The organism is Xanthomonas sp. SS (assembly GCF_014236835.1).
Lineage (GTDB): Bacteria > Pseudomonadota > Gammaproteobacteria > Xanthomonadales > Xanthomonadaceae > Xanthomonas_A.
Genome location: NZ_CP051190.1, coordinates 263,608 through 287,857 on the forward strand (window position 1 = coordinate 263,608; position 24,250 = coordinate 287,857).

A 24,250-nucleotide genomic window follows, 5' to 3' on the forward strand; every position below is an offset into this window, starting at 1 on the left:
CAGTCGGACGCTGCGCCACGCAGCTGGCCTGCCAAACCAATGCGGCCTGCTCGCGAATTGGTGACACGCCTGGCGTGCCCGGGCGCAGGCCGGCCGGGCGCTCCCGTTACAATGCCGGTTTGCCCAGAGCCGGACCCTCATGCAAGAGCAAATTCTCGACGCCCTGCGCCGCCAGGCCAACGCCGACGCGCTGCGCATCGCCCAGGCCTGGGTGGCCGACGCCGCCGCCGACGCGCAGGCGCACCGTTGGCTGGCGCTGGCGCAACAGCAGAACGGCGACACCGCCGCCGCGCTGGTCAGCATCGACCAGGCCATCGCGCTGGCGCCGGAAGACGCCGGCCTGCACATGTTGCGCGCCGGCATGCTGCTCAGCGCCAACGACCTGGCTCAGGCCGAGGACGCGCTGGCACGCACCGCCGCGCTGGATCCCAACCAGTTCCTGGCGTACGTGATGCGCGCGCACCTGGCGCTGGGCCGCGGCGACCTGGACGAAGTGGAGCGGCTCAGCCGCACCGCCGCGCGGCTGGATCCGGACCATCCGCAACTGCTGGGCCTGGACGGCATGCTGGCGCTGCGCCGGGGCGATGCCGATCGCGCGCTGGCGCTGCTGTCGCGCGCCAGCAAGGCGCTGCCCGACGATCCGCGCTTGCTGTACGCGCTCGGTTTCGCCTACCTGGACAAGCAGCACCTGGCGTTCGCCGAGACTGCGTTCCGCCGCGTCGCCACGCTGACCCGCGGCACCAGCGCGCTGATGGCGCTGGTCGCGCAGCTGGCGCACCGCCAGGGCCGCCTCGACGACGCCATCGCGGCGCTGGACGCGGTGCTGGCCGATCCGGTCAGCGACACCGCCGGCATGCGCCGGTTGGCGGGCGAATATGCCTTGCAGGCCGGGCGTCCGGCCGATGCGCTGGAACACCTGCGGCGCGCGCTGGGCGCCGCCCCGGCCGACCGCCGCACCCTGCATGCGGCGCTGATCGCCTGGCAGCGGCTGGGGGCGGTCGAGGACGCCCGCGCCACCCTGGAAGCGGCGCTGGCCACCACCACCGACGCGCACGACCTGTGGCTGGCGCGGCTGGCGCTGGAGCCGGTCGGCGGCGCCGAGGCGCGCGCGCTGATCGCGCGCTGGCAGGCGGCGATGCCGGGCCACGTGCCGGCGCTGGAAGCCCAGCTGCGGGTGCACGACATGGCCGGCGAACGCGACCAGGGCGAGGCCGTGGCGCAGCGCATCGTGGCGCTGGAGCCGGGCCGCATCAGCGGCGAGGAGCGCCTGGTCGAGGCGCTGCTGGAGCGCGGCGAGCACGACGCGGCCATCGCCCACGTGCGTGGCCTGATGCAGCGCATGCCCGAGAACGAGCAGACCACGCTGCGGCCGTGGCTGGCGGCGGTGCAGGACCGCGCCGGCCATTCGACCGAGGCGCTGGCGACGTGGCTGGCGTTCCAGCAGGAACAGCTGCCGCACCGCCTGCCGCTGCCGCCGCTTGGCCAGGCCACGGCGGCGTGGCCGGCGCTGGCCGAGATCGATCCGCAACAGCCTGCGCGGCCGCTGTTCGTGTGGGGTGCGCCGGGCAGCGGTGTGGAGCGGGTGATCGCGGTGATGGACGCGACCAGCCAGGTGCTGCGCAGCGACCGCTTCGGCGTGCAGCCGCCCACCGACGGTTTCCAGCGCTACCGCACCGTCCCCGAGCTGGACAGCGGCGAACTCGACGGCGCGGCGCTGATCGCCGAGTGGCGCGCGCAGCTGCCGGCGCGCGGCATCGACGACGGCAACATCGTCGACTGGCTGCTGTGGTGGGACAACGCGCTGCTGCGCGCGCTGCGTCCGCAGCTGCCGGAAGGACGGCTGCTGATCGCGCTGCGCGACCCGCGCGACATGCTGCTGGACTGGCTGGCCAACGGCGCCCCGGCACCGCTCGGCCTGGCCACCCCGGAGACCGGCGCGCACTGGCTGGCGGCGGTGCTGGCCCAGGTCGCCGACTTGCACGAGCAGGACCTGTATCCGCACCGCCTGCTGCGCCTGGACGGCATCGAGGCCGATCCGGCCGGCGTCGCCGCAGCGCTGGAACAGGCCTTCGGTATTCCGTTCCCGAGCGTGCCCACGATCGGCCCGCCGCGCCTGCCGTCCGGCCACTGGCGCGCCTATGCCACGCCGCTGGCGGCCGCGTTCGCGCTGCTCACGCCGGTGGCCGTGCGCCTTGGCTACGCTGAAACCTGATCCTCCACAGGAGTTTTCGCATGCGTCTTCGCAGTGACAGCATCCAGCCCGGCCAGCCGATCGCCGCGACCTACGCGATGGGCCAGGCCGACGGCTTCGCCGCCAACCGCAATCCGCACCTGGCCTGGGACGACGTCCCGGCCGGCACCGCGGCATTCGCGCTGCTATGCCTCGATCCGGATGTACCGACCGTGGCCGAGATGGTCGGCCGCGACGACGTGCAGATCCCGGTCGAGCAGCCACGCACCAATTTCGTGCATTGGGCTGCCGTTGATCTTCCGGCCGACCTGCGCGAGATCGCCGAGGGCAGCACCAGCGACGGGGTCGTGGCCAAGGGCAAGCAGCAACCGCCCGGCCTGCCAGGCGCGCGGCAGGGCTTGAACAGCTATACCGACTGGTTCGCAGGGGATGCGCAGATGGGCGGCGACTACTACGGCTACGACGGCCCGTACCCGCCGGCCAACGACCTGCGCGTGCACCGCTACTTTTTCCGCCTGTTCGCGCTGGACGTGGCCACGCTGGACCTGCCGGCACGCTTCACCGCCGCCGACGCGCTGCGCGCGATGCAAGGCCATGTGCTGGCCGAGGCCAGCCTCTATGGCACGTACAGCCTGAATCCCAAGCTCGCCTGAAGCCCCTCTCCCGCCGGGAGAGGTGAGTCGCCGCGTAGCCCCTCTCCCGCCGGGAGAGGGGTTGGGGTGAGGGTATGGCGCGAAGCGTCTCGCGGAGTTTGGGTGCACGAGGCTGCGCCCGCACCCTCATCCGCCCCTGCGGGGCACCTTCCCCCGAAAAGGGGGCCATGGTCCCGAGGGGAGAAGGGAGCAGCCGCTAGCCCCTCTCCCCTCGGGAGAGGGGTTGGGGTGAGGGTGCGGCGCGAAAGCGACTCGCGGAGTTGGGTGCGCGAGGCTTCGCCCGCACCCTCATCCGGCTCTTCGGGCCACCTTCCCCGATGGGAGAAGGGAGCAGCCGCTAGCCCCTCTCCCCTCGGGAGAGGAGTCGGGTGAGGGTACGGCCGCCAGCCAACCAGCCCTCAGGCCCCCGGCAACCACAGCAACAGCGCCGCACCCAGCACGATGCGATACACCGCGAACGCGGTGAAGCGGTGCGACTTGATGTAGCCCAGCAGCCACTTCACCACGATGAAGCCGGTCACCACCGCGGCGGCGAAGGCGATGGCCACGTCGCCCCAGTCCTCGCTGCCCACCGCACCGTCCTTGTACAGCTCCAGGAACGAATAGCCGCTGGCCGCGAACATGGTCGGGATGCCGACCAGGAACGCGAAATCGGCCGCGGCCGAGCGCTTGCTCAGGCCCAGCAGCATCGCCAGGAAGATCGTCGCGGCCGAGCGCGAGGTACCGGGGAACACGCCGGCCACCACCTGCGCCAGGCCCACCGCGATGGCCACCTTCCAGGTCACCAGTTCGCGCTCGGGCATGCGTGCGGCGAAATGCTCGGCCACCAGCATCCATACGCCGCCGATCACCAGCGCCCAGGCCACCGGTTGCACCGATTCCGGCAGCTGCCAGCCGGCCTTGCGCACCGCCAGGCCGACCACCGCGGTGACTAGGAACGCGGTGCCCAGCTTGAGCACGTAGTCGCGATTGGCGCGGTCGCCCAGCCCGGTGGCCAGCGTCCATAGCTTCTGCCGGAACACCAGGGTGGTGGCCAGGATCGCGCCGGCCTGGATCACGATGTTGAAGAAGTCCGAACGGCGGCCGAGCCATTGCTCGGCGATCAGCAGGTGGCCGGTGCTGGAGACCGGCAGGAATTCGGTCAGGCCTTCGAGAATGCCCAGCAGCAGGGCGGAGAACATGTCGCTCATGGGGGAGGGTTCGGCTCGTGGGGGAGGAAAAGCCGGGCAAGGATAAAACATTGCTTCAAGCACCATTTTGGTGCTCGCAATCGCCATCGAACTATTTTGGTGCATGGATTTCGCCCCGTTGGCGTGCTCCCTTCACCAAAATCAAGGACTTGTGAACCGGTCACAGTTGGCACGGCGATTGCTCTTACATGGGCAAGCCATTCACCAACCCGAGGTTTCATCGATGTCTGCGGAAAATATTGAGAAGCTGGTCAAGGACAACAAGGTCGAGTTCGTCGACCTGCGGTTCGTCGATATGCGCGGCGTGCAGCAGCACGTGACCTTCCCCGTGAGCATCATCGAGCCGGCGCTGTTCGAAGAGGGCAAGATGTTCGACGGCAGCTCGATCTCGGGTTGGAAGGGCATCAACGAGTCGGACATGGTCCTGCTGCCCGACGCCGACACCGCGTTCATCGACCCGTTCATGGCCGATCCGACCCTGGTCCTGACCTGCGACATCCTCGACCCGGCCACCATGCAGAGCTACGACCGCGACCCGCGCGGCGTGGCCAAGCGCGCCGAGGCCTACCTGAAGTCCAGCGGCATCGCCGACCAGGCGTTCTTCGGCCCGGAGCCGGAATTCTTCATCTTCGACGGCGTGCGCTTCGGCAACGAAATGGGCCACACCTTCTTCAAGATCGATTCGGAAGAAGCGGCCTGGAGCAGCGGCAGCAAGATCGAAGGCGGCAACAGCGGCTATCGCCCGGCGGTCAAGGGCGGCTACTTCCCGGTACCGCCGACCGACTCGCTGCAGGACCTGCGCGCGGAAATGTGCAAGACCCTGGAGCAGGTCGGCATCGAGGTCGAGGTGCACCACCACGAAGTGGCCACCGCCGGCCAGTGCGAGATCGGCACCAAGTTCAACTCGCTGGTGAAGAAGGCCGACGAGCTGATGATGATGAAGTACATCATCAAGAACGTCGCCTACCGCAACGGCAAGACCGCGACCTTCATGCCCAAGCCGATCGTCGGCGACAACGGCTCGGGCATGCACGTGCATCAGTCGCTGGCCAAGGGCGGCACCAACCTGTTCTCCGGCGACGGCTACGGCGGCCTGTCGCAGATGGCGCTGTGGTACATCGGCGGCATCTTCAAGCACGCCAAGGCGATCAACGCCTTCACCAACTCCGGCACCAACAGCTACAAGCGCCTGGTCCCGGGCTTCGAGGCGCCGGTGATGCTGGCCTACTCGGCGCGCAACCGCTCGGCCTCGTGCCGCATTCCGTGGGTCTCCAACCCGAAGGCGCGCCGCATCGAGATCCGTTTCCCGGATCCGCTGCAGTCCGGCTACCTGACCTTCGCCGCGCTGATGATGGCCGGCCTGGACGGCATCAAGAACCAGATCGACCCGGGCGCGCCCAGCGACAAGGATCTGTACGACCTGCCGCCGGAAGAAGAGAAGAAGATCCCGCAGGTGTGCTCCAGCCTCGACCAGGCGCTGGAAGCGCTCGACGCCGACCGCGAGTTCCTCAAGGCCGGCGGCGTGTTCAGCGACGACTTCATCGACGGCTACATCGCGCTGAAGATGCAGGAAGTGACCAAGTTCCGCGCCGCAACGCACCCGCTGGAATACCAGCTGTACTACGCCAACTGAGTTCCACGCGCGGCGATGGCGAAGGTTACCCCTCCCTCCTTCGTCATCGCCGCCACCTACTCGGCTGGGGAGCCGTGCCGGTGGTCCGCGCCCGAATCAGTCGCAACAGCCGGTTTTCCAGGGGATGCACCACGAAAGACAGCGCTTGCGTGCCGTGGGCCACGCTCCCTCCCACGTCGCCGTTGCCGTCGCACTCGCGTGCGCCGCGCCACGGCGTGATCCGCGGGACGCACCGCGCAGCAGGACGGCGCCGTTCGCGGCGCCGATGACATGCAAACCGCCGGCCGGCGTTCGGCGGCCGGCTCCTTCCACCAACGGGGTATGCGCATGAAACTGATCACCGCCATCATCCGGCCATTCAAGCTCGACGAGGTCCGCGAGGCCTTGTCGCAGGCAGGCGTGTCCGGCATCACCGTCACCGAGGTCAAGGGCTTCGGCCGGCAGAAAGGCCACACCGAGCTGTATCGCGGCGCCGAGTACGTGGTCGACTTCCTGCCCAAGATCAAGATCGAGACCGTGGTGACCGACGAGCGTCTGGAAGCCGTGGTCGAGGCGATCCAGACCGCGGCCGGGACCGGCAAGATCGGCGACGGCAAGATCTTCGTCACCGCGATCGAACAGGTCATCCGGATCCGCACCGGCGAGATCGGCGCAGATGCGCTCTAACCCCACCCTGGAGCCCCTCATGAAGACAGGTCTTTTCTCCGGGTGGAAGGCCCGGTTCTACGCGGTATGCATGCTGATGCTGGTCAGCGCGATGGCGGTGGGCGTGCCGGGCACGGCCTTCGCCCAGGCCGAAGTGACCCCGGCGCCGACCCCGGACGTGGTTACCGAACAACTGACGCCGCCGGCGCCGCCGGCCGCGGCCGCCGCGCCCGAAGCCGCCGCACCGGTGGTGGACAAGGGCGACGTCGCCTGGATGCTGACCTCCACGCTGCTGGTGCTGCTGATGGTGGTGCCGGGCCTGGCGCTGTTCTACGGCGGCATGGTGCGCTCCAAGAACGTGCTGTCGGTGCTGATCCAGGTCGGCGTGGTGTTCTCGCTGATCGCGATCCTGTGGGTGCTGTACGGCTACAGCCTGGCCTTCGCCGATGGCGGCCCGTTCGTCGGCACGCTCAACAAGGCGCTGCTGCACGGCGTGGATACCACCACGCTGGCCGATACCTTCTCCAAGGGCTTCAAGCTGCCGGAGTACGTGTTCGTCGCCTTCCAGCTGACCTTCGCCGGCATCACCGGCGCGCTGATCGTCGGCGCCTTCGCCGAGCGCGTGAAGTTCGCCGCGGTGCTGCTGTTCGTCGTCATCTGGTTCACCTTCGGCTACCTGCCGCTGGCGCACATGGTGTGGGCGGCCCCGGGCTTCCTGTTCACCAAGGGCGCGCTGGACTTCGCCGGCGGCACCGTGGTGCACATCAACGCCGGTGTCGCCGGTCTGGTCGGTTCCTACTTCGTCGGCAAGCGCCTGGGCTTCGGCCAGACCGCGCTCAAGCCGCACAACGTGACCCTGACCTTCGTCGGTGCCTCGCTGCTGTGGGTGGGCTGGTTCGGCTTCAATGCCGGCTCGGCGCTGGAAGCCAACGCCACCGCCGCGCTGGCCTTCCTCAACACGCTGCTGGCCACCGCCGCCGCGGTGCTGGCCTGGTCGCTGGTCGAGAAGCTGGTCAAGGGCAAGTCCTCGGCGCTGGGCGTGGCCTCGGGCATGGTCGCCGGCCTGGTCGGCATCACCCCGGCCGCCGGTACCGTCGGCCCGTTCGGCGCGATCGTCATCGGCCTGGCCGCCGGCGCGATCTGCGTGTGGGGCGTGACCGGGCTGAAGAAGCTGCTCAACGCCGACGACACCCTGGACGTGTTCGGCGTGCACGGCGTCGGCGGCATCGTCGGCGCAATCCTGACCGGCGTGTTCACCGACAAGGCGCTGGGCGGTTCCGGCTATGCCGAAGGCGTGACGATGGGCCACCAGCTGCTGGTGCAGGCCACCGGCGTCGGCGTGACCGTGGTCTGGATCGGCGTGGTCTCGGTGGTCGGCTTCCTGGTCGCCAAGCTGGTGTTCGGCCTGCGGGTGTCGGAAGAAGCCGAGCGCGAGGGCCTGGACATCACCTCGCATGGCGAAGCCGCGTACGAGTCCTGAGCAAGAACGGCCCGCGACCTGGCGTCGCGGGCCGCTGCGGCAATCCGCCTGCGGCCGGTATGCACCGGTCCTGGCGGTCAGAGGCCATCGCCGGCGCTCCATGGGGCGGAACGACGGCAGTTTTCTTAGCGATCTGAGGTATTCCCGCGTGGCCGCTAGCCTCGCCCGACCCCCAATTCTTTTCTTCTCCGTTGCCCGCGGCGCCTCGTGCCCGCTGGTGGCGGTGGCTGCGACAGGCCGCGCCTCGGCGCCGGCCGACATTGCCGGCAGGCTCCGGCAAATGGCCCGCCCGGCCAGGCGTTCAGCGCCTTCCGGTAGCCTTTGCACTACATTGGTGCAATGCCGATGACCTCGCCTCCACCCCCGCTCGACGCGCTCGGCACCCCGGTGGTCTGGGCCGATGCCGACGGCCGCCTGCTCGGCGCCAATCCGGCCTTCGCGCGCTGGCTGGGCGTGAGCGTGCGGCGCCTGCTCGACCAGCCGCTGGCCTCGCTGGAAGTGCAGGGCGACGCGCTGGCGCGGTTCCTGCTCAACGACGAGCGCGACGTGCTGCGCCTGCACCGCATGGCGCTGGCCATTCCCGGCGAGGCCCCGCGCTTCGCCGAGGGCTGGCTGTCGCGGATGGACAATGGCGGCTGGCTGCTGGAAGCGCATCCGGTCGACGAATTTCCCACCCTGGACCCGACCCAGGCGCTGCCCAACGCGCTCGGCGCGGCGCTGAAGGGGCTGGCCCACGAACTGCGCAACCCATTGGCCGGGCTCAAGGGCGCCGCGCAGTTGCTGGCGCGGCGCGCGCAGCACCGCGACGAGGACGAGCGCGAGCTGATCGAGCTGATCGGCGCGGAGATCGAACGCCTCAACAGCCTGCTCGACCAGTTGCTGTCGCCGGCGCCGGCGCGGCCGCACGCCATGCTCAACATCCACGCGGTGCTGGAACGGGTGCTGCGCCTGGCCGAGAACGAGGGCGGCTGGTCGGTGCGCCTGCAGCGCGATTACGACCCCAGCATTCCCGAATTCCTCGGCGATGCCGACCGCCTGACCCAGGCGGTGTGGAATCTGGTGCGCAACGCGATCCAGGCCGGCGCGGCGCAGGTGACCCTGCGCACCCGCGTCGAGCACGCCCAGCGCATCCGCGACCGCGTGCATGCGCGCGGCGTGCGCCTGGAGATCGTCGACGACGGCCGCGGCGTGCCGGAAGAGTTGGCCGAGCATCTGTTCCTGCCGCTGGTCAGTGGCCGCGCCGAAGGCAGCGGCCTGGGCCTGGCGCTGGCGCAGCAGGTGGCGCGCGAGCACGCCGGTTCGCTGACCTTCCGCTCCCGCCCCGGGCATACCGTTTTCACCCTGCTGCTGCCGCAGGCCGCAGCGGACCCCGAATAGGAGCATTTCGATGACCGAATCCCTGGAAGGATCGCAACGCATCTGGGTGGTCGACGACGACCGCTCGGTCCGCTTCGTGCTGTCCACCGCGTTGCGCGATGCCGGCTACAGCGTGGACGGTTTCGACAGCGCCGCCTCGGCGCTGCAGGCGCTGGCGCAGCGTCCGCTGCCGGACCTGCTGTTCACCGACGTGCGCATGCCCGGCGACGACGGCTTGGTGCTGCTGGACAAGCTCAAGGCCGCGCATCCGCAACTGCCGGTGATCGTGATGTCCGCCTATACCGACGTGGCCAGCACCGCCGGCGCGTTCCGCGGCGGCGCGCACGAATTCCTGTCCAAGCCGTTCGACCTGGACGACGCGGTGGCGCTGGCCGCGCGCGCGCTGCCGGAGGCCGGCGGCGTCGCCGAGGTCGCGCTGCCGGTGTCCAGCCAGGGCAGCGCCGAACTGATCGGCGACACCCCGGCGATGCGCGCGCTGTTCCGCGCCATCGGCCGCCTGGCGCAGGCGCCGCTGTCGGTGCTGATCAACGGCGAGACCGGCACCGGCAAGGAACTGGTCGCGCACGCGCTGCACACCGAGTCGCCGCGCGCGCGCAAGCCGTTCGTCGCGCTCAACACCGCGGCGATCCCGGCCGAATTGCTGGAAAGCGAACTGTTCGGCCACGAGGCCGGCGCCTTCACCGGCGCACAGCGGCGCCACATCGGCCGCTTCGAACAGGCCGACGGCGGCACCCTGTTCCTGGACGAAATCGGCGACATGCCGCTGCCGCTGCAGACCCGCTTGTTGCGCGTGCTGGCCGAAAACGAATTCTTCCGCGTCGGCGGCCGCGAACTGATCCGCGTCGACGTACGGGTGATCGCCGCCACCCACCAGGACCTGGAGGCGCTGGTGGAACAGGGCCGCTTCCGCGCCGACCTGCTGCATCGGCTGGACGTGGTGCGGCTGCAGCTGCCGCCGCTGCGCGAACGCCGCGCCGACGTGCCGCAACTGGCCGAGAACTTCCTGGCGATGGCCGCGCGCAAGCTCGACACCCCGCCCAAGCGGCTGTCGCCGGCGGCGCTGGACGCCTTGCGCGGCTACGCCTGGCCGGGCAATGTGCGCGAACTGGAGAACGTGTGCTGGCGGCTGGCCGCGCTGGCGCCGGCCGAAGTCATCGACGCGCACGACGTGGACGGCGCGCTGCTGCGCGGCAGCCGCCGCGAGCGCAGCGGCGAGGGCGGCGAATGGGACGCGCAGTTGTCGGCCTGGGCGCAGCAGCGCCTGACCGACGGCGCCGAAGGCCTGCACGCGGAAGCGCGCGACCGTTTCGACAAGGCGCTGCTGGAAGTGGCGCTGCGCTTCACCCAGGGCCGTCGTGCCGAAGCCGCCGCGCGCCTGGGCGTCGGCCGCAACACGGTCACCCGCAAGCTCGGCCCGGGCCTGCGCCGCCGTTGAGTGGCGCCGGGACTCGGGACTCGGGACCGGGGACTCGGAAAAGCACGATGCCTTGTCCGACCGCTCCGCAGACGTAGTAAGCAACAGCTGCGACGCTCTGCCGATTCCCGATTCCCGAACCGGCGCGCAGCGCCGGTTTAGACTTGCGCGCCGACGCCGCCTTCATGAGCTGTGAACGGCCATCCCTCTAGTTTTCGCTGCACAAGGAGTCAATGCCGATGCGTTACAGCCTGTATGCCGTCGTGGGAAGCGCGTTGCTGATACTGGCCGGCTGCAGCAGTGCGCCGCCGGTAGCGCCACCGCCGCCGCCGCCGAAAGCGCCGCCGATGCCCACCAGCGGCACCGCGCAGCAGGCGCAGGCGGTGCTCGCCCCGGCCTCCGGCAGCCTGGTCAGCGGCAAGCTGTCGCTGGTCGCCGCGCCCGGCGGCGTGCGCATCACCGGCACCCTCGGCGGCCTGCAGCCCAGCCGCGCGTTCGCGTTCCACGTGCACGAGCGCGGCGATTGCAGCGCGGCCGACGCCAGCAGCGCCGGCGGCCACTTCAATCCGCTCGGCGGTCCGCACGGCCGCGCCGGCAGCGGTCCGCACCACGCCGGCGACATGGACAACCTCAGCGCCAACGCCGACGGCGTCGCCCAGGTCGATGTGCTGCTGCACGGCGTGGTGCTCGGCGGCGGCGCGGCCAACGACATCGCCGGCCGCGCGCTGGTCGCGCATGCCGATGCCGACGACTACCGCAGCCAGCCGGCCGGCAACGCCGGCGCGCGCGTGGCCTGCGGCGTGATCCGCGTGCTGCGCTAACCGATCATCCGCCCGGGGCTTGCTCCGCGGCGAACGTCCGCATTCCGCGGCCCCTCAAGGAGAACCACCATGCGTACGCTTCCCACCGTCCTGTTCCTGGCCACGACCCTCGCGCTCGGCGCCTGCAAGCGCGAAGAGCCGGCCGCTGCCGACGCGCCCGCTGCGGCCGCGACGCCCGCCACCCCGGCACCGGCCGCAGAACCGGCGCCCGCCGCCACGCCCGCCCAGGCCGCCGCCAGCGCCGCGCTGAGCCCGACCCAGGGTAACCAGGTCGCCGGCGAGGTCAAGTTCGACACGGTCGATGGCGTCGTGCACGTCACCGGCACCATCACCGGTCTCAAGCCCAACAGCGAGCACGGCTTCCACATCCACGAGTTCGGCGATTGCAGCGCGCCCGACGGCAGCAGCGCCGGCGGCCACTTCAACCCGGCCAAGTCCGAACACGGCCAGGTCAGCGCCGACCCGCACCACGGCGGCGACATGCCGAACCTGAAGGCCGACGCTGACGGCAAGGCCACGATCGACGCGTCGGTGTCCAACAACGTCAACATCGGCAAGGGCGACGGCTTCGACATCCTCAACCACGCGGTGATCGTCCACGCCGACGCGGACGACTACAAGACCCAGCCCACCGGCAATGCCGGCGGCCGCCTGGCCTGCGGCGTGATCAAGGGCAACGCCAACGCCGCCGCCCCGGCGCAGTGAGCGATAGGGCGACGCAAGGGCTTCAGCGGTGAGGAACGGCGCGCGGACGCGCGCCCATTCCCGCGCGTTACTGCGCAAACCGCACAGGCACCTTTATCCATGTGTTGCCGTCTGCGGGTAGCGGGTCCGGACATTGGAACCGCCAGTGAGCAGCCGCGACCAATGCGGCTGCGTCGAGCAGGGGATATCCGCTGCTGGTGGCCACGCGCGACTCGCTGCTCAGGTCGGGCAACCGTGGTCGCATCTCCAAAACGACTTCACCCTGCTGCCGCTGTTTGAATGCCTTGGGGGGATAGACCGGAGGGTTGCGGAACTTTGTTTCGAGGTTCAGCGCACACGACTGTTGCGAAAAGCGGACGGTGACTCTGGCTGACCTCGGTTCGGCATCGCCGAGGCACCGGTAGGTCCAGCGTTGGGCTGCCTCTACGGCCGCATGTGCCAGCCGCAGGTCAAGCGTTGGCGCCACTACCGCGGCGCTGACGGCATGGCCTTGGGCATCAACCTGAACGTCCAAAGTGGCGACGGGAGCCGGCGCGTTCGCATAGGACAGCCCGGACGGCAGCGCCACCGGGATGGCTTGCTGCGAAGCGGGATCGGCTTCGCAAGACGGCTTGGCATCTGCTGCCTGACCGAAAGCGTGTCCTAGAGGCAAGGCGCACAATACCGCCACGGCGGTCATCCTGAGCGCTGAGTGCATGGGGATCCTTCTGTCATGTGCGATGCGCCGAGCGGCCCGCGCGAGGCCGCAGCGTCGTCCCCAATAACGACCGGTATCGGCGTTACTTTAGGCCGCCAGCAACGCCTGCCGCGCGTCCTCGCCGGCCTCGCAATGCACGTACAGCACCGGCATGCCATGCGCTTCCAGCACCGCGGCCAGTTGCCGCTGCCGGGCCAGGTAGTGTTCGTAGACCCGCTGCAGGCGCTCGCAGTCCTGGCGGTCGTGGGCGTAGTGCGCGCACCAGCTGGCCGGGTCGAACAAGGCCATGCGCACTTCGCCGCCGCGGTAGCGCAGCAGCGGTTCGGGTGGACTGGCCAGCCATTCCTCCTGGTCCGGCGCCAGCAGCGCGGTCTCGATCAGCGGCCACAGCGGCGCCAGGCCCTGGTTGTCGTACTGCATCGACATCATCGCGGCCAGGTCGTTGACCGTCAGATAGCGTGCGTGTTCGATCTGCGCGCCGAACGCCTGTTGCGCCAGCAGCGCGGTATCCGGCTGCGCCATGCCCTGCGCCAGCAACAGGTCTTCCAGCGCCTCGGCGACCGGTTGCAGCGTCTCGGCCGGACCGCTGAGCAGGAACGGCACCACCCGCAGCGCGCCGCCGAGCAGGGCGGTGTCGGCCTGGAACGGCAGCGGCACCGCGCCGTCGGCATCGGCGCCGAACGCCAGCAGGCGCGGGCCGGCGTCGCGGCCCGGCGCGCGTGCGCGCAGCTCGTCCAGGCGCCGGTGCATCGGCCAGTCCGGGCGCAGCACCTCGGCGGGGTCGAAATGCGCGCCGGCCAGGCTCAATTCCAGTTCGCGCACCGCCGGCACCAGTTGCGCCAGGTCGCGGCCGACCTTCTCGGCCAGTTCCGCGGCCAGGGCGTGCGGCAGCGCCGCGTGGGCCGGGGCGAGTCCGGCGGACAGTTCCAGGGCGATCACGCCGCGGGCATTCATGCTGGCAATGGCTTGGCTCATGGCTTGGCGGTTGGCCCGTCGCGGGCGCAAAGCTACACTCGCTTCATTATGCCTGCGCTAACGTGCAGGTCATGTCCCCAGACCCCTCGCGCGAGGTAATCCCATGCCAGTAGCCCGTCCCGTCGCCATTCTCGGCGGCGTCCGTATTCCGTTTTGCCGGCAGAACACGGCGTATGCGGATGTCGGGAACCTCGGCATGTCGGTGCGCACGCTAGGCGCGCTGGTCGAGCGCTACGGCCTGCACGGCCAGCAGCTGGGCGAGGTGGCGATGGGAGCGGTGATCAAGCACTCCAGTGACTGGAACCTGGGCCGCGAGGCCGCGCTGTCGTCGGGGCTGTCGCCGCTGACCCCGGGCATCACTCTGCAGCGCGCCTGCGGCACCAGCCTGGACAGCATCATCACCGTGGCCAACAAGATCGCGCTGGGGCAGATCGAGTCGGGCATCGGCGGCGGTTCGGACACCACCTCGGAAGTGCCGATCGTGTACGGCAAGAAGCTGCGCGCGCGGCTGCTGGCCGCCAACCGCGCCAAGACCACCGGCGACAAGATCCGCGCGCTGACCCGCAGCTTCAAGTTCGCCGAACTCAAGCCGGAGTTCCCCGGCGTGGCCGAGCCGCGCACCGGCAAGAGCATGGGCGACCACTGCGAGGACATGGCCAAGCAGTGGAACATCGCCCGCGACTCGCAGGACGCCTGGGCGGTGTCCTCGCACCACAAGCTGGCCGCGGCCTACGAGCGCGGCTTCTTCGCCGACCTGATCGCACCGTTCCGCGGCGTGGAGCGCGACAACATCCTGCGCGCCGACACCTCGCTGGAGAAGCTCGCCACGCTGAAGCCGGCGTTCGACAAGGTCAGCGGCCGCGGCACCCTGACCGCGGCCAACTCCACCCCGCTGACCGACGGCGCCGCCGCGGTGCTGCTGGCCTCGGAGGAATGGGCGCAGGCGCACGGCCATGTGCCGATGGCGTACCTGCGCGATGCGCAGGTCGCGGCGGTGGATTTCGTGCACGGCGAAGGCCTGCTGATGGCGCCGACCATCGCTGTGCCGGACATGCTCAAGCGGCATAACCTGAGCCTGCAGGACTTCGACATCTACGAAATCCACGAGGCCTTCGCCGCGCAGGTGCTGTGCACGCTGCGTGCCTGGGAGAGCGAGGACTACTGCCGCACCCGGCTGGGCCTGGACGCGCCGCTGGGGCAGATCGATCCGGCCAAGATCAATCCGCTGGGGTCCTCGCTGGCCACCGGCCACCCGTTCGCCGCGACCGGCGCGCGCATCGTCGCCACGGTGGCCAAGCAGCTGGTCGAACGCGGCGGCGGGCGTGCGCTGATCTCGATCTGTACCGCCGGCGGCATGGGCGTGGTGGCGATCGTCGAGCGCTGAGCCGCGGCGTGCGGTCCGCGCGCCTGGGCGCGTCGGGCCGCAAAAGCGCGCAGGGCGATAGCGCCTGACCCGAAGACGCGGCCACGACCGCCGCATCGTCGAATACGTTTCCCTCGCCATCGCCCGCCAGCAGCGCTTGCCGCTGCGCTACCATGCGCGCCGATCCGCCTGCACCACGCAGGCCGAACGGCGCGCAGGGGGCGCATGCCATGAACCAGCAGGACAGCTTCAATCCGTATCAGGCGCCCGACGCCGCCATCCAGACCGCCACCATGCCGCCGCTGCCGGGCGAGACGCTGTGGCGCGATGGCGACGACCTGCTGTGCCTGCGCGATACGCCGTTCCCGGCGCATTGCGTCAAGTGCGGGGTCGCGCTGCGCAACGATGAACTGAAAAAGCGCACGTTCTACTGGCATGCGCCGGGCTGGTACGTGCTGATCCTGGTGAGCGTGGTGATCTACGCGATCGCGGCGATGATCGCGCGCAAGCGCAGCATCCATGTGCTCGGCATGTGCGCCGAACACCGGCGCCGGCGCAACCGCTTCGTGCTGCTCACGGCGGCGGCGTTCGTGGCCGGGCCGCTGCTGGGGTTCGCTGTCGGCAATGAGGCCGGGATCTGGCTGGGCCTAGGGCTGTTCCTGGCCATGCTGGTCGCCGGCCTGCTCGGCGCGCGCATCCTGGTGCCGCGCCGCATGGACGAGCGCTATGCGCGCTACAAGGGCGTGGCGCCCGCATTCCTGGCGCGCCTGCCGGCGCTGCCGGCCGCGTTGCGGCGCTGAGCCGGTCGGTTCAACCGGCCAAGCGCTGGATTCGCAATCGTTGAATGAGAAAGCCGGCGCTGGCAGTAGCCGACGCCGGCCTCAGTCAACGGTGCGTCGTCCCTGCTACCGCGTTCATTCCTGCAGGCGCGGGAAACCGTGTTCGTCGCGGCGCTCGGCGCTGTCCGGATCCGGATCGATCGGAATCACCACCGGCGCGCTGGCCGCGGGCAGCGGCTGGGCCAGTTCGCCGCGTTGCAGGCGCAGCGCGTTGGCGTAGCAGTGCTGCGCCAGGACCGGGTCGCCGGCCTCGGCATAGCCATCGCCGAACGCCTCCCAGGCTTCGGCGCCGGCGCCCAGCGCCAGCGCGCGGTGCAGGAATTCCTCCGATTGCGGCCATTGCTGCTGCTGACGCGCCAGCCGCGCCAGGGTCAGCAGCAGCCCCGGGCTGTCCGGATGGCTCTGCAGCCAGCGCTGCGCGCTGGCGCGGCGCGAATCGTATTTCTCCACTGGCAGGCGTCCGTACAGCGCCGCCAGGCCTTCGTCCCAGCGCGTTTCCAGTGCCTGTTCCACCGCGCGCAGCGCCGCGTCGTCCCAGTGCAGCGCGGCGGCGCGGGTGGCATAGGCCTCGACCACCGCCGGTTCGCTGCGCTGCGACTTGGGCAGGCTTTCCCAGCGTTCGGCCAGCGCGTTGGCATCGTCCGCCTGCTGCAGCGAGGCGGCGGCCAGGCGCGATTCCAACGGACCGATCGCTTCCAGCGGCAAGGCCTGCTGCTGGCGGATCGCACCAAGCTGGCCATAGGCCTCGCCGGCACGGCCGATGCTGGTCAGCGCCTCGGTGCGCAGCAGCAAGCCGCGCGGCGGCAACGGCTGCGCCGCGGCAACGTCCAGCGCATTGATCGCATCGACCGGCCGTTGCTGGGCCAGAAGGCGTTCGCCCTGCAGCAGCGCGTGCGCGCCGGCGTCGCGTTCGCTGAGGCGCTGCAGGTAGCGGCTGGTCGCCTCCGCGTCGGCACGCGCATCGGCCACGCGGACCGCCGCGACCAGGGCGATGGCGCTGACCTCGGGATCTTCCGCAGCGGCATTGAGCTGCTTCTCGGCGCGCGTCCACTGGCCGTTGTGCAGCGCGGTCAGGCCTTCGATCAGGCGCGCGCGCGATTGCTTGCGGCGATGCCGGCCCCAGGCGCGGAACGGGAAGCTGAGCAGGTTCCACAGCAGCAACAGCACCAGGAAGGCGATCACCAGCAGCAGCGCCGCCTGCGGCAGCGGCGAGATGTAGTCGTTGCCGCCGGCGCGCACGATCACTTCGCCGAGGTCGCCCAGCTTGTCCTGCGCCAGCCACTGCGCGCCGATCACGCCCAGGGCGATCACCACCAGCAACACGATCAGGGAACGGAGGGATTTCATGGTTGGCTCCTTGCGTCGCGCATGTTGCGCAACTGCTGCAGGGTGGTGCCCAGCTCGGGGACGGCCGGACGCAGGGCGGCGTTGCGCAGGGTCTGCAATGTGGCACGGCGTTCGCGCAGTGGCGCCGAATCCGGCCACAGGCGTTGCAGCCATGTGCCGGCGCGGGTCAGCGCGCCGCGGTAGCCGCGCGCGTCGCCACGCTCCAGCGCGGCGCGCGCCAGGCTCAGGTCCAGCTGCAGCGCGTCGCGCGCGGCGACCCGCTCCGAACGCGCGACCAGCACGCCGCCCTGGGCGGGGCGGATCTTGACCAGCGGCGACAGCAGCCGTTGCCACAGCGGCGCTTGCGTGCGCTCGGGCAGTTGCGTGGGCAAGGCCTCCAGGCTGGCGGCGAAGGCGTCCAACTGCGCCGACAGCCGCGCCTGCGGGCCCTCGCCGAGCGCGTCCAGCGCGGTGCGTTCCTGCAGCAGCACTTGGCGCAGGTTGAGATAGCGCGGATCGTCCACGCCTTCCAGCACGCCGCTGGCCAGCGCATAGGCGCGGCGGGCGCCCTGGGTATCGCCAGCCACATCCAGGCGCTGCTGGCCCTGGCTCAGCAGCAGTTCCACCTCGTCCAGGCGCAGCGCCTGTGAGCCGTGGCGATTGGAGTCGGCGAGCTTGGCGACGTTGTCTTCGAGCAGCGCGCTGCGCTGGCTGAGGCCGAGCATCTCGTCGCGCAGCACGCGGTTGGTGCTGGCCGCGTCCTGGACCCGCTGCACGGTGGCGCGCTGGTCGCGGCGCAGGGTTTCCAGATTCTGTTGCAGGGCCTGCAACTGCAGTTGGGTCTCGGATTGCTCGGCCAGCGCGCGCGCATTTCGCGCCTGCCACCACTCCCAGCCGCGCCAACCGGCCAGCGCGAGCGCAACCAGCATGGCCAGCACCAGAAGCAGCCAGATCCAGCGCGTGGAGCGGCGAGGCGGGGACGAGATTTCGGTCATCGGCGGGGGCATCCTTTTAGCCTGCGTCCCGTCGCGACGATGGCGACGGCCGGACCCACGGCACGCGGGAGCATGGCGTGAGCGGCACCGCGCCCGCAAGCCGGGGGGCGGCGCGCGTTCAGCGAGGTGGCGAGCGCGTTACGACCGCGGCGGCGGCCGCGGCCAGTTGCTGCGGCAGCGGACCGGCGGCGCGCGCGATGTCGGCGAAGCCGAGTTCGGCGGCCAGCGCGGCCAGCCGCGCGCTGGCGGCGACCAGCGGCTGCGCGCGCCACGCTGCGGCCAAGTCGTCGGGCAGGTGCTCCAGCACCAGCCGCAGCGCCTCGCCGCTGCTCAGCGCCAGCACGCCCGGCGCCGCGGCGCGCAGCCGGGCGATGCACGCCGCGGACAGCGGCAACGGCACCCGGCGGTAGACATCGGCGCGCTGCAGCGGCGTGCCGCGCGCCTGCAGGTGCGCGGCGATCAGGCCGCGTCCGCCGGGCGCGGTGACCAGGCCGACGGCGCCATCGCTGGCCGCCAGCTGCGGCAGCGCCAGCAGGCCGTCGCTGTCCATCCGTTCCGGTACCGCGACCTCGGCGATGCCATGGCGCCGCAGCGCGCGCGCGGTGCCGGCGCCCACCGCCAACCAGCATTGCCCGGGCGCCGCCGCCAGCGGCTGCAGCGCCGCGGCCGCGCGCACCGCCGCCGGGCTGCTGAAGATCACCCGCGGCGCGGCCAGCGCCAGGGCCAGCGCGCTGCGCGTGGCAGCGTCGTCGCAGGCCTGCAGGCGCCATGGCGAGACCGCCAGCAGCCGCGCGCCGACCCGCGCCGCGGCCCGCCGCAGCGGCGCGTGCTCGCCCTGCGGGCGCAGCGAGATCAGGGTCCAGGCCGCGGCGGCAGCGGTTGCATGTGCGCTCATGCCAGGCATTATGCGAGCCCCCACCGGCAGCACAATCGCACCATGGCAGCGGATCTTTCTTTCGATGCGTTCCTGCAGCAGCTGCAGCGGCAGTTCGACGCGATGCCGCCGGTGGCGGCGCTGCAGGTCGCGCTGCAAGGCTATGCCGAACGGCGCTTGCAGGTGGTCGCGCCGCTGGCGGCCAACCTCAACGACAAGGGCAACGCCTTCGGCGGCAGCCTGGGTTCGGTGATGACCCTGGCCGGCTGGGCGCTGGTCACTTGCGAACTGCACCGCGCCGGCCTGCAGGCCGACGTCTACGTCGCCGATACCCAGGTGCGCTACCTGGCGCCGCTGTACGCCGACCTGCACGCGCAGGCCAGTGCCGACGCGCAGGCCGACTGGGACACCTTCGTGCAGACCTTCCGCCAGCGCGGCCGTGCCCGGATCGGCATCCAGGCCCAGGTCGGGCCGGCCGATGCCGCCGCGGCGGCGACGCTGAGCGGGCGTTTCGTCGCCATCGCGAAAGGGTAGGATGCGCGCACCGCTCGCGCCCATCCGGAAACCCGCCATGCACTCGACGTTCCGCGCCCTGGCGCTGCTGCTGGTGCTGGGTTTCGCCGGCACCGCGCTGGCCGGCAGCCGCAGCCAGCAGAACAAGCTCGACGACCTGCAGACCGCCTACGGCACTGCGATCCGCTGGAGCGAGTTCGAGTCAGCCTGGGAAGCGGTGGACCCGGCCTACCGGCAGGCGCACCCGCTGACCGATCTGCAACTGGAGCGCTACCGCCAGGTGCAGGTGTCCTCCTACAAGGTCGGTCGGGTCGGCGTGCTGGACGGCGACGCGGTACGCGACATCGAACTGGGCGTGATCAACCGCAATACCCAGGCCGAGCGCATCGTGCGCTACAGGGAGCGCTGGCGCTGGGACGCGCAGGCCAAGACCTGGTGGCTGCTGGACGGGCTGCCGGACTTGTGGAACGGCCAGTAGCGCCGCCGGCCAGCTGTGCGACAATCGGCGCCCGCTTCCAGCCCCCTATTCCTGTGAACTTCGAAGAACTGCTGGCCTTCGCCGGCCGCAACCCGATGCTGGCCCTGGCCCTGGTCGGCCTGACCATCGCCCTGATCGTCACTGAGGTCGCGCGCCTGTTCCGCGGCTTCAAGACCCTGCGCCCGGCCGAACTGACCCTGCTGATCAATGCCGGCAACGCGGTCCTGGTCGACCTGTCGGCCGCGGCCGATTTCGAGAAGGGCCATATCGCCGGCAGCCGCAACGCCACGCCGAGCCAGTTCGGCCCCGAGCACAAGCTGGTGGCCAACGCCAAGTCCTCGCCGGTGGTGCTGGTATGCCGCACCGGCAACACCGCCGATGCCGCCGCCAAGCAGCTGAAGAAGGCCGGCTTCGAGCAGGTCTACGTGCTCGACGGCGGCATCGCCGCTTGGCAGCAGGCCGATCTGCCGCTGGTCAAGGGCCGCTGATCGCGCCTCCCGGCCTGGCGCCGAGCGCCGCGGCCGGCATGTGATAATCCCGAATCTTTCTGTTACCTGAATCCACCGGAGTCAAGAAATGTCCGACGTCACCAACAACGGCGCCACGGCGCCGGCCGAAGCCGCAACCGGCCCCGCTTTCACCATCGAGAAGATCTACGTCAAGGACGTGTCCTTCGAGTCGCCCAACGCGCCGGCGGTGTTCAACGACAACGTGCAGCCGGAGTTGCAGCTCAACCTCAACCAGCGCGTGCAGCGTCTGAACGAGCAGGCGTTCGAAGTGGTGCTCGCGGTGACCCTGACCTGCACCGCCGCCGGCAAGACCGCGTACGTGGCCGAAGTGCAGCAGGCCGGCGTGTTCGGCCTGGTCGGCCTGGACCCGCAGGCGGTGGACGTGCTGCTCGGCACGCAGTGCCCGAACATCCTGTTCCCGTACGTGCGTTCGCTGGTCAGCGATCTGATCCAGGCCGGCGGCTTCCCGCCGTTCTTCCTGCAGCCGATCAACTTCGAAGCGCTGTACGCCGAAACCCTGCGCCAGCGCGCGCAGCAGGGCGAGACCCAGTCGCTCGCCGACTCGGAGCCGGCCGGCAACGCCTGAGCGCGTCTGCCGTTCCACATGCGCGATAACCCCGCGAAGAAGATCGCCGTTCTCGGCGCCGGCTCCTGGGGCACCGCCCTGGCCGCGCTCGTCGCCCGGCACGGTTTCCCGACCGTGCTGTGGGGGCGCGACGCCGTCGTCGCCGAGGCGATCCAGCAGCGCCACGAGAACCCGCGCTACCTGCCGCAGATCCCGCTGCCGGCGACCCTGCAGGCCACCACCGACCTGGCGGCGGCCGTGCACGGCGCCGACTGGATCCTGGTGGTGGTGCCGTCGCACGCGTTCACCGAAACCCTGCACCAGCTGGCGCCGCTGCGCCCGCCGCAGGCCGGCGTGGCCTGGGCGACCAAGGGCTTCGAGCCCGGATCGGGGCGCTTCCTGCACGAGGTGGCGCAGCAGATCCTGGGCGAGGACGTGCCGCTGGCGGTGGTGACCGGTCCGTCGTTCGCCAAGGAAGTGGCGCTGGACCTGCCGACCGCGGTGACCGTGCACGGCGATGCCGCGTTCGCGCAGCAGGTCGCCGACGCGATGCACGGCCCCACCTTCCGCGCCTACACCGGCGACGACATGGTCGGTGCCGAGCTGGGCGGGGCGATGAAGAACGTGCTGGCGGTGGCCACCGGCGTGGCCGACGGCATGGAGCTGGGCCTGAACGCCCGCGCCGGCCTGATCACCCGCGGCCTCAACGAAATGCTGCGGCTGGCCGCGGCGATCGGCGGCAAGCCGGAAACCCTGATGGGCCTGGCCGGACTCGGCGATCTGGTGCTGACCTGCACCGGCGACCTGTCGCGCAACCGGCGCCTGGGCCTGGCCCTGGGCCGCGGGCAGACCCTGCACGACGCGGTTCGCGCGATCGGCCAGGTGGTCGAGTCGGTGCAGACCGCCGACGAGGTGATGCGCCAGGCCGAACGCCATGGCATCGACCTGCCGATCTCCAACGCGGTGCGCGCAGTGCTGCACGGCGAACTGACCCCGGCGGTGGGTCTGCAGCAGTTGCTGGCCCGCGAGCAGAAACCGGAGTATCCGACCACGCTGTTCAGCTGATCGGATCGCTTACCGTTGCAGATACGAAAAAGCCCGGCCGAAGCCGGGCTTTTTCGTATCTACGGTCACTCGGCACGAACGACGCGCAAAAAAGAAGCCCGGTCCTGGGACCGGGCTTCGAACCGCGCGCAGCGGGAGAGAGAGACGCGGCGCGCAGTGCTACGCGGTGCTGCTTACCAGCTGAAACGCGGGCCGACGAACCATTCCTTGTCGCCATCGCGGTTCATCTTCAGGTCCGCGCTCAGGCCCCAGTTCTGGTTGAGCTTGGCCTGGGCGCCGAGGCGGCCATAGAACTCGCCGTCCGGGTTGATGCCGTCCTTCTTGGTGTAGTCCTCGTAACCGCCGAGCGCATACACCTCGAGGTACGGGTTGAACGCGGTACGGATGCCCACTTCAGCGCTGTAGCCGTTGAACTTGGTGCCGTATTCCGGGTCGAAGCGGTTGTAGGCCACGCGGGTCACCAGGTCGGTGCTGGTCGAGATCTCGTGGTTGTAGCCGGCGCCGATGCGCCACTGGTCGACGTCGACGTCGCCGAAATCGGTCTTCTGGCGGTTGAAGTCGCCGAACACGCTGAAGTTCGGGTTGATCGCGTAGGAGCCCTTGACGGCCCAACCATCCGCGTCGCCGCCGTCGGCGTCGGTCTTGATGTAACCGCCTTCGACGTAGTTGTAGGACAGGCCTTCGGCCGCAGAGGCAGCGAACGGCAGAGTGGCCAGGAGGCCGAGAGCGAGCAGAGAAGTCTTCATGATCGGGATACCCTTGTTATTGGTTTAGTCGGCGCTGAGGCGTGGGCCGCTCGCTGCCGATATGTAAATTATCCGTTAGCCACCCGAACTTCCCCTGAATTTCAAACTGACCGGTATATAAATCAGACATCGTGTTCAGGAACTTCCGGGGCGCGGTTTTAGCCATGGGCGAATAGTTCATGCAGGTTGCACGAACTATTGGACCAAAGGCCTGTTCAAACTATTGGAAATCCTAGACCGCACAGGGCGACGGCATGCTTCATCGCAGCCGTCAGCTCTTAGCAGACGCATGGGTCACTGCGAGCTCGCGACGCGTACACTGAACGTACGAAGAACAGGTTGATCCCCATCTTGGCGTTGGATCTGTAACACGCAGTTCTCGGACATCACCTATAGGAGCGCCTGTGAACGCTGAAGACGATTTGCTCGATCCTACATCCGACGCTGGCTTCTGTCGGAGGCAACGCCCCGCGTCTGGGCCGCAGCCTTCGCTGCGAATCTGGACGGGGGCGCAGAGTCGGCACTTCGTGCTGCAAATACAGCTGCCGCCCTCGTGGAGCAGATAAAAGTATGCACCGCCGAAGCCGCTCGAATCCATCGCTGCTCAGGCAGGCCTCTCAATCGACGCACGTGATTTCAGAGGGTGGTATCGGGTCTGCGATGCCTTACGGAACGGGAAGACTCCTGACTATCTCCCGCCAAGCGAGCAAGAGATCGAAGGTGCCTACCAAGCGTATACGCTGGGAATGGCCGACTTCTACTAAGTAGGCTCAATCAGAATGCCGGAGCGCGGCTGACGGCTAGCTTCTCCCGCGAACCCTGGAGGTAGTTCCCTAAGTTTACATGAGCGTGCAGCAGGGCGTGGGCTCAGCGATGGAGAGTCGAGGGTCCGCTTTTGGCTGAAGCGGGCGCTTCCCCTAACGCCTATAACCGATTGATCTTTATAGGCTCGCGCATCAATGGGTAGGAAGGCGGTCGATACCTGGCGGCTGCCGGTTGCCACGTTGGGGCCCTTGTAGGTGTGGAAGCCGGCACACCTAAGGCACACAACAGGACGAATCCCTAGCTCTTAATGGATCCGTCGCCCCCTAGGGGGAGCTCGACGGGCGTTGCGACCGGTTGCGGCAATCCCCTGGATATAGCGCTGGAATCGGTCGCTGCAGTAGTCTGTACACCTCGCTGCAAGGAACGCCTAA

23 protein-coding genes are annotated in these 24,250 nt (G+C 69.8%); 16 read left to right on the top strand and 7 right to left on the bottom strand.

Annotation, left to right across the window (positions count from 1 at the left end):
- The first annotated feature begins 139 nt into the window (after positions 1–139).
- Together HEP74_RS01180 and HEP74_RS01185 are read left to right on the top strand one after the other, a co-directional pair.
- Positions 140–2,212 carry a tetratricopeptide repeat protein gene (locus tag HEP74_RS01180; protein WP_185814828.1) on the top strand — a complete coding sequence of 691 codons (2,073 nt, stop codon included), beginning with the start codon at positions 140–142 and terminating at the stop codon, positions 2,210–2,212.
- Between the two features lie 20 nt (positions 2,213–2,232).
- Positions 2,233–2,844, top strand: a complete 612-nt coding sequence (locus HEP74_RS01185; RefSeq protein WP_185814829.1) for a YbhB/YbcL family Raf kinase inhibitor-like protein — start codon at positions 2,233–2,235, stop codon at positions 2,842–2,844.
- A 398-nt stretch (positions 2,845–3,242) separates the two neighbouring features.
- Here HEP74_RS01185 and HEP74_RS01190 read toward each other — a convergent pair whose 3' ends face one another.
- Positions 3,243–4,034, bottom strand: coding sequence for an undecaprenyl-diphosphate phosphatase (locus tag HEP74_RS01190; protein WP_185814830.1), 792 nt, complete (start codon positions 4,032–4,034; stop codon positions 3,243–3,245).
- A 223-nt stretch (positions 4,035–4,257) separates the two neighbouring features.
- On the opposite strand from HEP74_RS01190, the gene glnA reads away from it, so the two are divergent.
- The 7 genes from glnA (at position 4,258) to HEP74_RS01225 (ending at position 12,109) form a co-directional block, all read left to right on the top strand.
- Positions 4,258–5,667 carry a type I glutamate--ammonia ligase gene (gene glnA, locus HEP74_RS01195; RefSeq protein ID WP_003480122.1) on the top strand — a complete coding sequence of 470 codons (1,410 nt, stop codon included), beginning with the start codon at positions 4,258–4,260 and terminating at the stop codon, positions 5,665–5,667.
- Positions 5,668–5,994: 327 nt separating this feature from the next.
- Positions 5,995–6,333: a P-II family nitrogen regulator gene (locus HEP74_RS01200; protein ID WP_039009092.1), complete on the top strand. Its 339-nt coding sequence runs from the start codon at positions 5,995–5,997 to the stop codon at positions 6,331–6,333.
- A gap of 19 nt (positions 6,334–6,352) precedes the next feature.
- Positions 6,353–7,792, top strand: a complete 1,440-nt coding sequence (locus HEP74_RS01205) for an ammonium transporter (protein ID WP_185814831.1) — start codon at positions 6,353–6,355, stop codon at positions 7,790–7,792.
- A 339-nt stretch (positions 7,793–8,131) separates the two neighbouring features.
- The gene (locus HEP74_RS01210; RefSeq protein ID WP_185814832.1) at positions 8,132–9,169 is read left to right on the top strand and encodes a two-component system sensor histidine kinase NtrB; all 1,038 of its coding nucleotides are present in this window, start codon (positions 8,132–8,134) and stop codon (positions 9,167–9,169) included.
- A 10-nt stretch (positions 9,170–9,179) separates the two neighbouring features.
- Positions 9,180–10,604 carry a nitrogen regulation protein NR(I) gene (ntrC, locus tag HEP74_RS01215; protein WP_185814833.1) on the top strand — a complete coding sequence of 475 codons (1,425 nt, stop codon included), beginning with the start codon at positions 9,180–9,182 and terminating at the stop codon, positions 10,602–10,604.
- 218 nt (positions 10,605–10,822) lie between these two features.
- Complete coding sequence (locus HEP74_RS01220) at positions 10,823–11,404, top strand: superoxide dismutase family protein (protein ID WP_185814834.1); 582 nt, start codon at positions 10,823–10,825, stop codon at positions 11,402–11,404.
- A 69-nt stretch (positions 11,405–11,473) separates the two neighbouring features.
- Positions 11,474–12,109 carry a superoxide dismutase family protein gene (locus tag HEP74_RS01225; RefSeq protein WP_185814835.1) on the top strand — a complete coding sequence of 212 codons (636 nt, stop codon included), beginning with the start codon at positions 11,474–11,476 and terminating at the stop codon, positions 12,107–12,109.
- A gap of 67 nt (positions 12,110–12,176) precedes the next feature.
- Here HEP74_RS01225 and HEP74_RS01230 read toward each other — a convergent pair whose 3' ends face one another.
- Both HEP74_RS01230 and HEP74_RS01235 read right to left on the bottom strand, forming a co-directional pair.
- On the bottom strand, positions 12,177–12,806 hold the full coding sequence (locus HEP74_RS01230) for a TonB family protein (protein WP_185814836.1): 630 nt from the start codon (positions 12,804–12,806) through the stop codon (positions 12,177–12,179).
- 87 nt (positions 12,807–12,893) lie between these two features.
- Positions 12,894–13,781: a hypothetical protein gene (locus tag HEP74_RS01235; RefSeq protein ID WP_185814837.1), complete on the bottom strand. Its 888-nt coding sequence runs from the start codon at positions 13,779–13,781 to the stop codon at positions 12,894–12,896.
- 103 nt (positions 13,782–13,884) lie between these two features.
- Between HEP74_RS01235 and HEP74_RS01240 the strand changes: the two genes are divergently transcribed.
- A complete protein-coding gene (locus tag HEP74_RS01240; RefSeq protein ID WP_185814838.1) occupies positions 13,885–15,165 on the top strand; it encodes an acetyl-CoA C-acetyltransferase in 1,281 nt (426 codons plus the stop codon).
- Between the two features lie 209 nt (positions 15,166–15,374).
- On the top strand, positions 15,375–15,944 hold the full coding sequence (locus HEP74_RS01245) for a hypothetical protein (RefSeq protein WP_185814839.1): 570 nt from the start codon (positions 15,375–15,377) through the stop codon (positions 15,942–15,944).
- A 114-nt stretch (positions 15,945–16,058) separates the two neighbouring features.
- On the opposite strand, the gene HEP74_RS01250 is transcribed toward HEP74_RS01245, so the two are convergent.
- The 3 genes from HEP74_RS01250 to HEP74_RS01260 form a co-directional block, all read right to left on the bottom strand.
- The gene (locus HEP74_RS01250) at positions 16,059–17,330 is read right to left on the bottom strand and encodes a heme biosynthesis HemY N-terminal domain-containing protein (protein ID WP_185814840.1); all 1,272 of its coding nucleotides are present in this window, start codon (positions 17,328–17,330) and stop codon (positions 16,059–16,061) included.
- Positions 17,327–18,304: a uroporphyrinogen-III C-methyltransferase gene (locus HEP74_RS01255; RefSeq protein WP_185814841.1), complete on the bottom strand. Its 978-nt coding sequence runs from the start codon at positions 18,302–18,304 to the stop codon at positions 17,327–17,329. The genes HEP74_RS01250 and HEP74_RS01255 overlap by 4 nt, the downstream gene beginning before the upstream one ends.
- Positions 18,305–18,422: 118 nt before the next feature.
- Positions 18,423–19,199 (bottom strand): uroporphyrinogen-III synthase, encoded by a 777-nt coding sequence (locus HEP74_RS01260; protein ID WP_458309642.1) that lies wholly within the window; start codon positions 19,197–19,199, stop codon positions 18,423–18,425.
- Positions 19,200–19,241: 42 nt separating this feature from the next.
- Between HEP74_RS01260 and HEP74_RS01265 the strand changes: the two genes are divergently transcribed.
- The 5 genes from HEP74_RS01265 (at position 19,242) to HEP74_RS01285 (ending at position 22,308) form a co-directional block, all read left to right on the top strand.
- The gene (locus tag HEP74_RS01265) at positions 19,242–19,712 is read left to right on the top strand and encodes a YiiD C-terminal domain-containing protein (protein WP_185814843.1); all 471 of its coding nucleotides are present in this window, start codon (positions 19,242–19,244) and stop codon (positions 19,710–19,712) included.
- A 37-nt stretch (positions 19,713–19,749) separates the two neighbouring features.
- Positions 19,750–20,169, top strand: a complete 420-nt coding sequence (locus HEP74_RS01270; RefSeq protein WP_185814844.1) for a hypothetical protein — start codon at positions 19,750–19,752, stop codon at positions 20,167–20,169.
- Between the two features lie 53 nt (positions 20,170–20,222).
- Positions 20,223–20,657: a rhodanese-like domain-containing protein gene (locus HEP74_RS01275; RefSeq protein WP_185814845.1), complete on the top strand. Its 435-nt coding sequence runs from the start codon at positions 20,223–20,225 to the stop codon at positions 20,655–20,657.
- Between the two features lie 88 nt (positions 20,658–20,745).
- A complete protein-coding gene (gene secB, locus HEP74_RS01280; RefSeq protein ID WP_185814846.1) occupies positions 20,746–21,264 on the top strand; it encodes a protein-export chaperone SecB in 519 nt (172 codons plus the stop codon).
- 18 nt (positions 21,265–21,282) lie between these two features.
- Positions 21,283–22,308: an NAD(P)H-dependent glycerol-3-phosphate dehydrogenase gene (locus tag HEP74_RS01285; protein WP_185814847.1), complete on the top strand. Its 1,026-nt coding sequence runs from the start codon at positions 21,283–21,285 to the stop codon at positions 22,306–22,308.
- A 173-nt stretch (positions 22,309–22,481) separates the two neighbouring features.
- Here the strand turns inward: HEP74_RS01285 and HEP74_RS01290 are convergent, their stop codons facing one another.
- The gene (locus tag HEP74_RS01290) at positions 22,482–23,054 is read right to left on the bottom strand and encodes an OmpO family porin (protein WP_185814848.1); all 573 of its coding nucleotides are present in this window, start codon (positions 23,052–23,054) and stop codon (positions 22,482–22,484) included.
- Positions 23,055–24,250: the final 1,196 nt, after the last annotated feature.

Excerpts from the sequence above, each read along its gene's own strand:
- HEP74_RS01285 (WP_185814847.1), top strand. The coding sequence starts at position 21,283 with ATGCGCGATAACCCCGCGAAGAAGATCGCCGTTCTCGGCGCCGGCTCC.
- HEP74_RS01205 (WP_185814831.1), top strand. The coding sequence starts at position 6,353 with ATGAAGACAGGTCTTTTCTCCGGGTGGAAGGCCCGGTTCTACGCGGTA.
- secB (WP_185814846.1), top strand. The coding sequence starts at position 20,746 with ATGTCCGACGTCACCAACAACGGCGCCACGGCGCCGGCCGAAGCCGCA.
- HEP74_RS01245 (WP_185814839.1), top strand. The coding sequence starts at position 15,375 with ATGAACCAGCAGGACAGCTTCAATCCGTATCAGGCGCCCGACGCCGCC.
- HEP74_RS01255 (WP_185814841.1), bottom strand. The coding sequence starts at position 18,304 with ATGACCGAAATCTCGTCCCCGCCTCGCCGCTCCACGCGCTGGATCTGG.
- HEP74_RS01185 (WP_185814829.1), top strand. The coding sequence starts at position 2,233 with ATGCGTCTTCGCAGTGACAGCATCCAGCCCGGCCAGCCGATCGCCGCG.
- HEP74_RS01270 (WP_185814844.1), top strand. The coding sequence starts at position 19,750 with ATGCACTCGACGTTCCGCGCCCTGGCGCTGCTGCTGGTGCTGGGTTTC.
- HEP74_RS01180 (WP_185814828.1), top strand. The coding sequence starts at position 140 with ATGCAAGAGCAAATTCTCGACGCCCTGCGCCGCCAGGCCAACGCCGAC.
- HEP74_RS01240 (WP_185814838.1), top strand. The coding sequence starts at position 13,885 with ATGCCAGTAGCCCGTCCCGTCGCCATTCTCGGCGGCGTCCGTATTCCG.
- HEP74_RS01290 (WP_185814848.1), bottom strand. The coding sequence starts at position 23,054 with ATGAAGACTTCTCTGCTCGCTCTCGGCCTCCTGGCCACTCTGCCGTTC.
- HEP74_RS01220 (WP_185814834.1), top strand. The coding sequence starts at position 10,823 with ATGCGTTACAGCCTGTATGCCGTCGTGGGAAGCGCGTTGCTGATACTG.
- HEP74_RS01200 (WP_039009092.1), top strand. The coding sequence starts at position 5,995 with ATGAAACTGATCACCGCCATCATCCGGCCATTCAAGCTCGACGAGGTC.
- HEP74_RS01210 (WP_185814832.1), top strand. The coding sequence starts at position 8,132 with ATGCCGATGACCTCGCCTCCACCCCCGCTCGACGCGCTCGGCACCCCG.
- HEP74_RS01250 (WP_185814840.1), bottom strand. The coding sequence starts at position 17,330 with ATGAAATCCCTCCGTTCCCTGATCGTGTTGCTGGTGGTGATCGCCCTG.
- HEP74_RS01225 (WP_185814835.1), top strand. The coding sequence starts at position 11,474 with ATGCGTACGCTTCCCACCGTCCTGTTCCTGGCCACGACCCTCGCGCTC.
- HEP74_RS01265 (WP_185814843.1), top strand. The coding sequence starts at position 19,242 with ATGGCAGCGGATCTTTCTTTCGATGCGTTCCTGCAGCAGCTGCAGCGG.
- HEP74_RS01260 (WP_458309642.1), bottom strand. The coding sequence starts at position 19,199 with ATGAGCGCACATGCAACCGCTGCCGCCGCGGCCTGGACCCTGATCTCG.
- HEP74_RS01235 (WP_185814837.1), bottom strand. The coding sequence starts at position 13,781 with ATGAGCCAAGCCATTGCCAGCATGAATGCCCGCGGCGTGATCGCCCTG.
- HEP74_RS01190 (WP_185814830.1), bottom strand. The coding sequence starts at position 4,034 with ATGAGCGACATGTTCTCCGCCCTGCTGCTGGGCATTCTCGAAGGCCTG.
- glnA (WP_003480122.1), top strand. The coding sequence starts at position 4,258 with ATGTCTGCGGAAAATATTGAGAAGCTGGTCAAGGACAACAAGGTCGAG.
- HEP74_RS01230 (WP_185814836.1), bottom strand. The coding sequence starts at position 12,806 with ATGCACTCAGCGCTCAGGATGACCGCCGTGGCGGTATTGTGCGCCTTG.
- ntrC (WP_185814833.1), top strand. The coding sequence starts at position 9,180 with ATGACCGAATCCCTGGAAGGATCGCAACGCATCTGGGTGGTCGACGAC.